We start from the raw sequence: 12,486 nt of genomic DNA, 5'->3' as shown, positions 1-12,486 counted from the left end.
TGTGTTCCCTATTTCCCAGCACTGGGTAACTCATGGACTCCAAATTGAGCATTCTCAATCGCAATTTGACAATCTGCTATTGATGCTTTTTGAGCCATAGCATCAACTAAGGCTTTGTAACTAGACCAATTTTCTTCTAGTAGGGTTTTGGCTTGGAGAGTATGAAAGCGTTGTTTCTGTTGAGCATTAGCAGCAGCAAAGCCGATATTTGCCAATACACCTACTAGCTTAGTGCGATCGTCAGCACCACCTTGAGCATTTTGGAAAACCAAGGTTTCTGCCGCCATCCCCGCCATCCAAACAGTGCAGTAGCGATCTAAGATATGTGCGCTAATTTTACCCGCTTCAAGTTGAGATACTAATTCCGCATCATTAAAAGTGACACCACCTTGTCCTGCTTGTCCCTGTTTCCAAGCTTCCCACGCACTGAGAGTATAAGCGCTAATTGGGATACCCAGCAGGTGTGCAACGAGAAAATGACCTGCTTCGTGATGCAAAATGCGATCGCGGTGTTCGCTGTTAAAACCAGCCAGCCAATCTAAAAGAAGAGTACCGCCTTTTCCCTGCAAGCTGAAACTGTCGAAGGTAGCTATCCCTAAAATAGTAAAAGTGGCAACTGCGGGGATTGCAGGCGAAAGATGCAGCAATGGCCCCAACAGCACCGATAGAGTCATTAAAAAGATAGATATGGCAATTAAATTTAGGGCAGTTTGGCTCATACTAAGTTTTATGAATGCAGCTTAATCTTTCTTTATTATGAGCCGATCTGCAAATGATATTCAGTTTTTCCAGGTATTAAGCACGTTAATTTTTAAACTTCCATAAATTTTTTGCACAACAGCGTCTAATACTCTCCATAAAGACGAAGCATTCAAAAAACTGGGAAACAATAAAGGTTCAATTTCAACATCTGACATCACTGCATCCAGTTCAGCCTCACTCAGATGTTCCTCCCATAATCCTTCTTCAACCAAGTTATTGGATAGAACAATAATCCGTTCGCGCAATAACTTTAATTGCTCATGCCTTGGTGCAGCAGGTAGGCGAATTGTACAAGGACAAGTCCCAAACAACACAACTACTTTTCCTGGGAGATATAGCGGCATATGTTCAGAGTCTGGAAATTGCGATCAATTTTGTGATTCTTCTTCACTTACCTTAATTGTATGCTCTTTTTTGTTGGCAGCATGAACAATCTTGACTACAGTATTGTAAGCTAATCCACTAATCCGGCTAATCCCTCTTAAACTAATACCATCAGCATAGGACTGTAGTACAATTTGTACGTCTTCTTGATTCACTTGCCGACGGTAATAAAACGTATTAAAAGTTTCACTGAAAGTTTGCCGACAACTGAGGCAGAAATAGCGTTGGCTACCTTTACTTGTCTTACCGTGTTTACGAGTATGAGGATGGTTACATAAAGGACAGGGTACTGTCTGTTTAGCAAAACTTGTCTGCTTTTGATTATGGAAACCACTATTTCGATAAGAAACTATCAAGTTACTAGTGACTTTGTCCATTTCTAATTGAACTGACATAAATTTCAATCTCCCTGGTAACAGAATTGAACTGATCAGTCTTGTTTTAGTGGATTTAATTGCTTTGCTGTTTTGCGAATAAAACAGTGGAAGTTACGATCCACATTTCATACAAGAACCTGGGGAGTAGAATACCAACTGGGTACTAAACTCTAGTACAAACACTAGTTAAGAATTCTGAGGAAATTCTGAGGAAGCAATATTTTTGGCACAATATTGGTCATCACCAGTATTTTCATCAAAGTACTGAAACCATTGCATAGCCATGTGCAATCTTGATTTCAGCCTTTTGTGTTTAAGAAGAAATCACCCAGATGGATATTCGTAAACCATTGCTGACAGTTACAAAAAATATGCCAATACTTGAGGTGATTCAATTGATGAATCAGTCTCAGACAAGCTATGCACTAGTTTTAGATGCCGAGAAATTAATTGGTATTTTCACAGTTAGAGACGTATTTTCTGCCACTAGTAATCAATCTGCACTGGCCGATATAACTGTTGCTGAACTCATGAATCAACCCGTGATTACCTTGAGCGCAACAGAGGCAAAAAATTTATCCACTGTGGTGCAAAGATTTAACCAGTATGGAATCAGCCACTTACCAATATTAGATAATTACGGGCAAGTATTAAGCGTGGTTACCAAGGATGAAGTGATTGAGAGACTCAGTCAAACTCTCGATCGCAAAACAGCAGATTTGGAACGCAAAGTAGCTCAAACAGAGCAAATGAGCAAATTGATTGCAGACAAAGAAAACTGTTATCAAGCATCACAAGCCATCATCCAAGATATTCTTGATAGTGCGATCGCTACTTCAATTGTCAGTTTCAGGATATTTCCCAACCGTGAATGGCAATTTGACTATCAATCACCAGGTAGCGAAGCGCTATTTGGCTATACACCCCAAGAAATTCTCACTCAAAAAAACCTTTGGATGTCGCGAGTGCATCCAGAGGATCGAGAAAAAGTGATCGAACCTTTATTTGAGGAGATTTTTGCTGAACGCACAGTCCATGTAGAGTATAGATTCCATCATAAAGACGGTTCGCTACGCTGGATTTGTGCTACCTATACATCGCGTTATGATGCTAGAGCCAACTGTTGGATAGTCACAGGTGCTAGTGGCGATATCAGCGATAAAAAACTGGCACAAAAAACTTTATTAGAGCAAGCCAAACTCTTAGAACTTTGTCATGATGCTATCATAATTCGCAATCTCGATAACCAGATTACATTTTGGAACCAGGGAGCAGAGCGAATCTATGGCTGGACAGCAACAGAAGTAATGCACAAGAATAGTTATACTCTGCTTGCAACTCAGTTTCCTATACCTTTGGAGGAAGCCAATGCTGGCTTGATTAATGAAGGATATTGGGAAGGCGAATTAGTCCATTTTCGGCGGGATGGTCAGAAAATTGTCGTAGAAAGTCGCTGGGCGTTGTTCAAACAAGCTGATGGTACACCCATATCTGTGTTGGAAATTAATCGAGATATTAGCAAGCGCAAACAAGCAGAACTGACTTTGCAGGACAGAGAAGCGATGTTGCGCGGGATTGGAGATAATTTACCTAATGCAGCACTTTATCAAGTAATCCGCGAAATCGATGGTAGCGATCGCTTTTCTTACCTGAGTGTAGGATGTGAAAGAATCATGGAAATCAGTGCAGAGGCGGCGCTACAAAATTCTAGTTTGTTGTATAGCCAGGTAATTGCAGAGGACGTACTTCGCTTACAACAAGCTGTTGAGCAGTCGATGCAGAATATGTCTGTATTTGACATCCAACTGCGGATTATCACCCCTAGCGGTCAACTGAAATGGTTAGATTTATGTTCTACACCACGCAAGTTGCATGATGGTCGCGTCGCTTGGGATGGATTGATGGTGGATGTTACTGATATTAAACAAACTGAAGAAACCTTACGCAAAAGCGAAGCCTTATTGGCAGAATCCCAACGCACTGCGCGTCTGGGTAACTGGGAATGTGATGCAGCTACAGGTAAAGCCACTTGGTCAAAAGAACTGTTCCGCCTGTTCAATCGCGATTTCGACGCAGAACCCAACTATCAGGAAATACTCAGCTTATGGCAATCTGATGATGGAGAAAAATTACAGCAAGCAATTGAAGAAGCGATCGCTACTGGTAAATCCTACCACTTAATTCTGCGTGTACCCCAGTCTGATGGCTCTCATAGCTATTTAGAGGTGATTGGACATACACAATCGAACGCCGAAGGCAAAGTTGTTCGCCTTTATGGAACTGCTCAAGATGTTACCGCCAGAGAAGAAGCGCTCAACGAACGCCAACGAGTAGAGCAAGCACTGCGCGAAAATGAAGCCTTTTTACGCAGTATCTACTATGGGTTAGGATTATCAATTTTTGTAGTTGATGTTGTCGATGATGATTTCCGCTATGTGGGCTTAAACCCTATTCATAAGAATCTTACAGGACTGACAGCCGATGAATTACGTGGCAAACTACCTGAGGAAATCTTGCCCCCAATTGCAGCTGCGGCTGTACGACAGCATTATCAGGATTGTGTCCAAGCTGGGGAAACTATTACCTATGAAGAATGCTTACCTTTTCAAGGTAAGGATATTTGGTGGATTACTAGTCTCACTCCTTTAAAAGATGAAAATTCCCGCATATACCGCATTGTTGGCAATAGTCTTAATATTAGCGATCGCAAACATACTGAACAGATATTGGAACTGCAAGCAATCATCACTCGCAATATGGCTGAAGGAATTTGCTTAGTTCGAGTCGATGATGGTGTTTTAGTTTATACTAATCGCAAATTTGAGCAGATGTTTGGTTATGAAGCTGGGGAATTAATTGGTCAGCATGTGTCGATTGTTAATTATGCAGATGCACAAACCGATCCTCAAGCAGTGTATGAAGCTATTACTACCAAGATTAGGCAAAATGGGGAAAGCACTTATGAAGTTCGTAATGTCAAAAAAGATGGTACTCCTTTTTGGAGTTCTGGCACGTCATCGGTGTTTGAGCATCCTGAATATGGAACTGTTTTTGTGACTGTGCAACAAGACATCACAGAACAAAAACAAGCTGAAGACAAACTTAAAGCATCTTTGAAAGAAAAAGAAGTGTTACTTAAGGAAATTCATCATCGTGTGAAAAACAACTTAGGAATTATTAGCAGTTTGTTACAAATGCAGTGTAGGCGCATCCAGAATTCTCAAGCAATCTCTATCCTACATGATAGCCAAAACCGCATCGCTTCCATTGCTTTAGTGCATGAAAAATTATATGCTTCCGATCATCTGAGCGACATTGATTTTGCTCAGTACATTCTCGATTTAACAACTCATTTATTTAAATCTTATAATTTTAGTTCTAGTAATATCCAATTAAATATTCAAGTTGAACCTGTGCATCTAGATATTGAAACTGCCATTCCCTGCGGATTAATTATTAATGAACTAGTTTCAAATGCTTTAAAGTACGCCTTTCCAGACCAGCCTTCAGGAGAAATAAAAGTAATATTGTATCAAAAATATGAATATTGCTCAAAGATTCCGCTTCAACCCGATTTAGTTCTAATTATCCGAGATAATGGTGTTGGACTACCTGCAGATTTTGATAGCAAAAAAGCAAGAACAATGGGAATGACCCTTCTGCATGGATTAGTCAAGCAGCTGAGGGGAACAGTTCAGATTCACAACCAGCAGGGAACAGAGTTTAAAATTATTTTTTCAAGAAGCAAGGTAGAAAAGCAATGAGCATCTCATCAGCAGTCGAAACAGCAAATATGATTCAAGTACTGGTTGTTGAAGATGAGTATATTCTTGCTATCAACCTCCAAGAAAGTTTAGAAGGTTTGGGCTACAGAGTTGTAGACATTGTAGATTCTGCAACCGAAGCAATTGAAAAAGCAAATGAGCTACGTCCAAACTTAATTTTAATGGATATCCGCTTGCAGGGAGAAATGGATGGTATTCAAGCAGCGGAGGAAATTTGGAGAAAACTGCAAATTCCAGTAATTTACCTAACAGGACTCTCTGATAAAAATACAGTAGAACGAGCAACTTTAACATCACCTTTTGGATACATACTCAAACCTGTTAGTGAACAAGAACTTTATGTTGCGATTCAAACAGCACTAGAACGCTATCAACGCGAGCAATTTTTAAGTACAGTTCTCCGGGGAATGGGTGAAGGTGTAATTGTGGCTGATTCTCAACTGCAAGTACAATACCTCAATCAAGTAGCCGAAACCTTAACTGGCTGGCGATTGGAAGAAGCTAAAAACCAGATGTTAACCGAAGTCGTGCAATTGATTGAGGAACAAACTCAGCGTCCCGCAGAAAATCCGATCGCCATAGCTTTACAAACACAAACAACTATCTATCTCAAAAATCGCATTTTACTGGTTACCAAAAACGGGACAAAAATTCCTGTTGCTGATAGTGCTACGCCTGTGAGAGATAGAAGCGGAACCATCACAGGTGCTGTGATGGTTTTTCGTGATGACACACAACGTAGACTCAATGAAGAACGTAGTATTGCATCTGAAAGAGCTAGACAAATAGAAATTCAATTAACAGAACTGCAACGACTCAATCAGTTGAAAGAGGATTTTTTGGCAACTACTTCTTATGAAATGCGGATGCCTTTGTCAAATATTAAAATGGCAATTTCTCAGCTCGAAAATGTATTAAATCAACTGGGAATATTGAATTATGAAGAACTGTCAACCTCTGAGTCTGTTGCTAAATACTTAACTATTTTGCGTAGCCAGTGTGAGCGAGAGTTAACTTTGATAGACACTTTACTCGAAATGCGGATGATTGATGCAGATGTCTATCCGTTGCAATTAACTAAAATTAATCTGCACAATTTTCTGTCGCAAATTATTGAGAGCTTTCAAGAGCTAGTGCAAGCACAACAACAAATTTTAGAAATTAATATTGCTGCAGATTTACCACCTTTTCTTGCCGACCTCAATCTTTTAACTCGGATATTGACAGAACTGCTAAATAATGCTTGTAAATATACACCTTTACGAGAAAAAATTACCGTCAATGTCGAATATATATCCTCAGCAAATAGTTACACAAATGAGCAGAATGAATCTGAAATAATAGGTAGTTATCAAGAACCTAGACTACAGATAAAAATTAGCAATTATGGTGTGGAGATTAACCAAGAAGAGCAAGCTTTAATCTTTGAACCTTTCTATCGGATTACCAAAAATAAAACCAAACAAAAAACAACTATTTTTGATCCAGATTACCAGATTAACATCAGGAATCCTTTACAAGATAGCGGTGCGGGCTTAGGTTTAACTTTAGTTAAAAAGCTAGTGGAACATCTGCAAGGCAGCATTACAGTTACTAGCAATCATCTCTGCACAACATTTACTGTATCATTACCGTTTATTCTGTCTCAGTAATTAAAGAGATAATCAACAGGCAGAGTAGAAAAATTATTCAAAGACTACAGTTCTATTGGCATAGACTAAGACCCGATTTTGTAAGTGTAAGCGTACGGCTCTAGCTAAAACAACTCGCTCTAAATCCTTACCTTTTCTAATTAAGTCTTCAACGTCATCGCGGTGGCTAACTCTGACTACATCCTGTTCAATAATTGGGCCAGCATCTAACTCAGGAGTAGCATAATGCGCCGTAGCTCCAATAATTTTAACTCCTCTTTCAAAAGCGCGGTGGTAAGGGTTTGCACCCACAAAAGCAGGTAAAAATGAGTGATGAATATTAATAATTTGCGGAAATTTAGTAATAAAATCAGCACTGACAATCTGCATATATTTTGCCAATACAACTAAATCAATTTTGTATTGCTGCAATAATTCTAGTTGTTTAATTTCCTGCTCTGCTTTGTTGTCTTTACTGATGGGAATGTGGTGATAATCAATGCCGAATTGCTCGGCTACTTTCTGCAGATGAGGATGATTACTAATAATTAGCGGAATCTCAGCTGCAAATTCTTGAGCACGATGTCGCCAAATTAAATCAAACAGACAATGGTCTTGTTTACTGACCCAGATAGCAATGCGGGGCACAGTATCCGAAAAATTTAGTTCCCATTTAGCACCTAAAGGTTGGGCAATGGCATTAAATGCTGGGCCAATTAAATCTCGTGGCAGGTTAAATCCCTCTAGTTGCCATTCGATGCGGCTGAGAAATAACTCAGCACCAAAGTCTGTATGCTGATCGGCATGGATAATATTGCCGCCATTAGAGTAGATAAAATTCGCAATTTTCGCCACTAATCCCCGCTGATCGGGGCAGGAAATAAGCAAGGTTGCTGTGGGTTTGGTCATGTCATTTGTAATGGGCATGGGGCATGGGGCATGGGGCATTGGGTAATTGGTAATTGGTGATGGGTAATTGGTAATGGGCATTTCTCCCTTTTCCCCTTCCCCCTTCCCCCTTCCCCTTTCCCCTTTCCCCTTGTCCCCTTCTCTCCCTATTTACTGCTGGGAGTTGGTATGGGTGTTTGATCGTTATTAACTACTGTTTGTTTCCACTCAGATAGGTCGCGATTGACTGCGTTTTCAAAATCTGTGGAAACCAACAAGATATCTATATTACCATCGGGTTTTACAGATGGGTCAGCCTGAACATATAAGAGACGACGGTTAAAGTTAGTCGTACCTAAAAGCAATTGATGGCTTTGCTGATTTTTTAGGGTGATATTAATTGTCGCCTGGGGGTTATCTAAGCCAAAATCGCCTTTTTGATTAGCTGGGATAGATAAAGAGCGATCGCTCTTTCCTTTTACCAACAAATCCATTAAATAAGAAACGATAGCATCATTCGCTGGCTCTGACACAGGTGATTTTAACAACCACTTAGGCGGATTATCCTGCGGGTTTCGTTCCAAGGCTAAAGAGAGTTTTGCCGTTGCGATTTTCAAAGACTGCACATCATCAGCAGTAAAAGTGAAAATTTGCTGCTTTTTCTCCTTTACTTCCTCACGCTGAGTCGCCCCCCGAATTTCATAGAAATAAACAAAGCTACCCAAACCCAGGGCTAGCAATATCAAAATTAAAGTTGTGCGCGAAAATTTCATGTTTTAATTTGTCATTTGTCATTTGTCATTTGTCATTTGGTAATGGGTAATTGGTAATTGGTAATTGGTAATGGGAATTTTGCCCCTTGCCTCCTCATCTTCCTCATCCCCCAATCCCCATTACCCCTTATCCCCAGAGGGGGCCCCGAGTTCCCCAGTCCCCAATCCCTCACCTCCTCCGCCACCAAATTAGAAAGGCAGATACTAACCCAATTAAGGGTAGAAGCAATAAAGATGACAATGTTAAAAGATTTGCTTGGGCGGCTGTGATGTTGAGGCGGCGGTTTTTGGCTTCTTTGGGGCGAATGGATAAAGGTTGTCGATCCTCTTGTTTACTTAGCCAGGTGACTGAGTTGAGGAAGACATCACCGTTTAATTGCTGTTGAAATAAGCCATCGGTAGCAAAGTCGGAATTTCCGATGACTACTAACCGGGATTCAGTAGCAGGTTTTTCACCTTGCTGATTGTTTAAAGGTGCAGCAGTTGTAGGAGTTGGCGAAGATGTAGCTGTGGGAGTTGGCGAAGGGCTAGCGCTGGGTGTAGGTGAAGTAGTAGCTTTTGGTGTCGCCTGTCCTTGGGTTGTGGGTGATGGTAATGGTGAAGGTGTGGGGTTAGGTTGAGTTGTGGATGAGGCTGGTAGTTTTTTCTCTAAAGCTACGCCCAAAGTTAAAGGCCCTTTTAGGTCTTTGTCGGCATTAAACTCTAATTTCTCGCTTTGCAGGTCGCTTTCTGCCCAGCTGTTAGGATAAGGTTTGGTTCGCAGCAAGGGTGTAGACTGAACACCAGCTACGGGATTAATTTGCAACGGTCTTGCTAACCGATAAAAAGAAATGTTGTTACCAAATTCTTTAGTAATTGGATGTTGACCGTAGTCTGTAATGATGGGCACTGCTGGCCCTTGTTTTGCACCTTTTCCAGAAACATCAACAGCTAAACGACTATCTAGGGTAACACCCCACTGTTTCAACAAGTTCTCGAGTTTGGGGTCGGTACCAGGGTCAATCATTAGCAGTAAGTTACCGCCACGATTGAGGTATTTTTCTAAAGCTTGAACTTCACCCTCAAATAGGGCTTCTTTTGGCCCTGCTACTACGACCGCCGCCGCATCATCAGGGACTTTTGCGGCTTCTGCTAAATTTAAGGGCGAGGTGGTGAAATTTTTATCAGTTAATCCCTGAATAGCTTGGGACATTCCACTTTCAGATGCTGTCAGTGGATGTTCGCCATGACCTTGAAGGAAGTAAACTTTGGCGGCGTTAGCAGTAGTAATTTGTTGCAGGCGATTAGTTAACCGCACTTCTGAAAGTCGTTCATTTTCTGGATTAACTACTTGTACTAACTGCCTTTTATCTTGATATTCTAAATAAACTTCTCCATAGTCTTTATAACCAAACTTTGTGGCGAGTCCTGGTCTAGCATCTGGATCGACATACTCAAATTGAAACTTAGAGCTTTGCCGACGATAATTTTCCAGTAAATCTCGGTCTTGGGGATTTTGATTCACATCAAAAATCCAGACTTTAACTGGCTGATTTAGATTATGTAATAATTCCTGGGATTGGGGTGCAAGGGTAAATAATTGCGTTTCTGTTAAATCGGCGCGGTAATGGTAGCGAACACCCAAAAAGTTAATTAGCCCTAAAATTGCTAATACTGCTAAGGTGGCAACTAAAGCATTAGTCCCGGCTTGGGTAGAACGACTTCCTAACCATTGATTGTTTTGGCTTTGTAAGATAATCCATATACCAATAACTGCAATTCCGGTAATGAGAAATGCTAAGGAAATTGGACTCCAATATGAGGAAATTAAGCTAGAAGTTAAGCCCGCCACTAAGAAGAATGGGCCTAGCCAAAACAGATATTTCCAAAGTTTCTTTTTAGCAACGATTTTCATGGGATTTGTCAAAAGTCAAAGGTCAAGGGTCAAGAGTTAAGGGTCAAGGGTCAAGGGTCAAGAGTGGAGAATTTTGACTTTAGACTCTTGACTTTGGACTTTGGACTCTTATTTATTGACGCTGAAAGCGCAGGGCATCAATTGATTGAGATGTGAGGAAGATACCCAGAAAGATGTAACTGAGAAATAATAGTAGGGCGCTAGTATCAAAAATGCCTTCGATAAAAGTATTAAAATGTTTGAGTAAGGAGATATAACTCAAGGCTTCGCCAATGGGGCCGGGAACAGTTTTAGCAATTAAATCAACGAATAACAGTAATAAAATCACTGCAAAAGTGAACACAGCAGAGAGAATTGTACTATCTGTTAACGATGAAATAAACATTCCCAAAGACAAAATTGCGGCTGCTAGCAAGATTAATCCCAAATGACCAAATAACAGCACGGTTGGTGCCATAGGTGGATTTGATTGTTGAATCACAAACGCTTCTAGTGCTAGCAAAGGTAAAACCATTGTGATGAAAAAAGTTAGCACGCCTAATAACTTACCCACAGCTACTGCCCAGTTTGTCACTGGTGACGTGGCTAATAGTTCTAAAGTGCCGCGTTTACGTTCTTCGGCATAAAGTCCCATAGAAAGAATGGGCAGTACAAATAATAATAGCCATCCCATCCGGTCTAGAAATGCCCGTACAAATTCATAGGGAACATCAATTGGCGGTACTGGTACTCCTAGTTGTTGTCCTTGTAAATCTAAGGCGGTGATTGTCGGCAAAATACCGCCTGGCCCTAGCAAAATCATGACTAAGAATAAGCCAGAAATAAACCAAAATATGCCAGCAATCACATAAGCCAAAGGTGATACAAAATAACTCTGCAATTCTCGGCGATAAATGGCAATAATATTACTCAGTACTATACCCATCTACGCTGCTTCTCCTTCTTTGGGGGCTGAGTCTTGGATAGATTCTAAATTCTTTTCTTCTGTTGTTAACTGCAAAAACACATCTTCTAGGGTAGCGCTGACACGGCGCATTTCATATAAAGCAAATCCCGCACGGATTATTGTGGCGGCAATATCTTTTCCGGGTTCGGTTCCTGGTTGCGATATTACTCGTAAATAGGCGCGGTTTGCTGACACTGGGTGATGACTTCCAGATGTAGGAATTGATTCTACCAGACTCACACCTGATATGTTTTGCAATACTTGTTTTGCCAAGCTAGCTTCACCTTCAATTTCTAATTCATACCCAGAGCCACCTGTCAACTGTGTCATGAGATTTTCTGGTGTATTGGTGGCGACGACTTTACCGCGATTGATAATGGCAACACGGCTACAAGTCATGCTCACTTCTGGCAGAATGTGGGTAGAAAGAATAATAGTATGAGTGCCGGCGAGACTTTTAATTAAATTCCGCACATCGATGATTTGCCGGGGGTCGAGTCCTACCGTTGGTTCATCTAAAATAATGGCTGGTGGATCGTGGACGATCGCCTGAGCAATCCCCACTCTTTGACGGTATCCTTTAGACAGCTTGCGGATCAGTACCTTGCGCTTATCTTCTAAATTACACCGCGCGATCGCAGCTGTTACTTTATGATTGCGATCGCCTGCGGATACTCCTTTAATTCTGGCAACAAAATGCAAAAACCCCTCCACTGTCATATCTGGATATAACGGCGGCGTTTCCGGTAAATAGCCAATCCGCTGACGCACAGCCAGAGAATTCTCATGGACATCAAAACCAGCAATCTTCGCCGTCCCCTTCGTTGCAGGTAAATAACCAGCTAAAATCCGCATGGTAGTAGTTTTACCAGCACCATTTGGGCCTAAAAACCCTAGAATTTCCCCAGGTTCGACATTAAAAGTCACATCAGTAATCGCTGGAGTCGAACCGTATATTTTACTTAGATGCTCAACTTCAATCATCAGTCTCAGGCGATCGCGATTTTATAGAATACCCAACAATATTAGATCACGACGTTGGGAAA

Annotated in this window: 10 protein-coding genes; 2 read left to right on the top strand and 8 right to left on the bottom strand. The window is 41.0% G+C overall.

The window, feature by feature from the left end; genetic code table 11:
* Positions 1-8: 8 nt before the first annotated feature.
* From HG267_RS08975 to HG267_RS41895, 3 genes are read right to left on the bottom strand one after another with little or no spacing between them, the layout of a single operon-like run.
* On the bottom strand, positions 9-719 hold the full coding sequence (locus HG267_RS08975) for a hypothetical protein (protein WP_045872990.1): 711 nt from the start codon (positions 717-719) through the stop codon (positions 9-11).
* Between the two features lie 60 nt (positions 720-779).
* On the bottom strand, positions 780-1,076 hold the full coding sequence (locus HG267_RS08970; protein ID WP_263420040.1) for a hypothetical protein: 297 nt from the start codon (positions 1,074-1,076) through the stop codon (positions 780-782).
* A gap of 54 nt (positions 1,077-1,130) precedes the next feature.
* The gene (locus tag HG267_RS41895; RefSeq protein WP_081584098.1) at positions 1,131-1,541 is read right to left on the bottom strand and encodes a hypothetical protein; all 411 of its coding nucleotides are present in this window, start codon (positions 1,539-1,541) and stop codon (positions 1,131-1,133) included.
* A gap of 314 nt (positions 1,542-1,855) precedes the next feature.
* On the opposite strand from HG267_RS41895, the gene HG267_RS08960 reads away from it, so the two are divergent.
* Positions 1,856-5,287, top strand: a complete 3,432-nt coding sequence (locus HG267_RS08960) for a PAS domain S-box protein (RefSeq protein WP_052335334.1) — start codon at positions 1,856-1,858, stop codon at positions 5,285-5,287.
* A complete protein-coding gene (locus HG267_RS08955; RefSeq protein ID WP_045872987.1) occupies positions 5,284-6,960 on the top strand; it encodes a response regulator in 1,677 nt (558 codons plus the stop codon). The genes HG267_RS08960 and HG267_RS08955 overlap by 4 nt, the downstream gene beginning before the upstream one ends.
* A gap of 33 nt (positions 6,961-6,993) precedes the next feature.
* Here HG267_RS08955 and purU read toward each other — a convergent pair whose 3' ends face one another.
* From purU to HG267_RS08930, 5 genes are all read right to left on the bottom strand, one after another.
* Positions 6,994-7,848 carry a formyltetrahydrofolate deformylase gene (purU, locus tag HG267_RS08950; protein WP_045873032.1) on the bottom strand — a complete coding sequence of 285 codons (855 nt, stop codon included), beginning with the start codon at positions 7,846-7,848 and terminating at the stop codon, positions 6,994-6,996.
* Between the two features lie 146 nt (positions 7,849-7,994).
* Complete coding sequence (locus tag HG267_RS08945) at positions 7,995-8,600, bottom strand: DUF4340 domain-containing protein (RefSeq protein ID WP_045872986.1); 606 nt, start codon at positions 8,598-8,600, stop codon at positions 7,995-7,997.
* A gap of 169 nt (positions 8,601-8,769) precedes the next feature.
* A complete protein-coding gene (locus tag HG267_RS08940) occupies positions 8,770-10,494 on the bottom strand; it encodes a GldG family protein (protein WP_045872985.1) in 1,725 nt (574 codons plus the stop codon).
* Between the two features lie 112 nt (positions 10,495-10,606).
* Positions 10,607-11,419 carry an ABC transporter permease gene (locus HG267_RS08935; protein WP_045872984.1) on the bottom strand — a complete coding sequence of 271 codons (813 nt, stop codon included), beginning with the start codon at positions 11,417-11,419 and terminating at the stop codon, positions 10,607-10,609.
* Positions 11,420-12,424 (bottom strand): ABC transporter ATP-binding protein, encoded by a 1,005-nt coding sequence (locus tag HG267_RS08930; protein ID WP_045872983.1) that lies wholly within the window; start codon positions 12,422-12,424, stop codon positions 11,420-11,422.
* Positions 12,425-12,486: the final 62 nt, after the last annotated feature.

The organism is Tolypothrix sp. PCC 7601 (assembly GCF_025677855.1).
GTDB classification, from domain to species: Bacteria; Cyanobacteriota; Cyanobacteriia; order Cyanobacteriales; family Nostocaceae; genus Aulosira; species Aulosira diplosiphon.
The sequence above is the reverse complement of the archived record's forward strand: the minus strand, read 5'-3'. Positions and strand labels throughout refer to the sequence as shown.

What these genes read in the sequence shown, in the direction of transcription:
- HG267_RS08935 (WP_045872984.1), bottom strand. Translation starts at nt 11,419, where the DNA reads ATGGGTATAGTACTGAGTAATATTATTGCCATTTATCGCCGAGAATTG.
- HG267_RS08945 (WP_045872986.1), bottom strand. Translation starts at nt 8,600, where the DNA reads ATGAAATTTTCGCGCACAACTTTAATTTTGATATTGCTAGCCCTGGGT.
- HG267_RS08955 (WP_045872987.1), top strand. Translation starts at nt 5,284, where the DNA reads ATGAGCATCTCATCAGCAGTCGAAACAGCAAATATGATTCAAGTACTG.
- HG267_RS41895 (WP_081584098.1), bottom strand. Translation starts at nt 1,541, where the DNA reads ATGTCAGTTCAATTAGAAATGGACAAAGTCACTAGTAACTTGATAGTT.
- HG267_RS08940 (WP_045872985.1), bottom strand. Translation starts at nt 10,494, where the DNA reads ATGAAAATCGTTGCTAAAAAGAAACTTTGGAAATATCTGTTTTGGCTA.
- HG267_RS08960 (WP_052335334.1), top strand. Translation starts at nt 1,856, where the DNA reads ATGGATATTCGTAAACCATTGCTGACAGTTACAAAAAATATGCCAATA.
- HG267_RS08930 (WP_045872983.1), bottom strand. Translation starts at nt 12,424, where the DNA reads ATGATTGAAGTTGAGCATCTAAGTAAAATATACGGTTCGACTCCAGCG.
- purU (WP_045873032.1), bottom strand. Translation starts at nt 7,848, where the DNA reads ATGACCAAACCCACAGCAACCTTGCTTATTTCCTGCCCCGATCAGCGG.
- HG267_RS08975 (WP_045872990.1), bottom strand. Translation starts at nt 719, where the DNA reads ATGAGCCAAACTGCCCTAAATTTAATTGCCATATCTATCTTTTTAATG.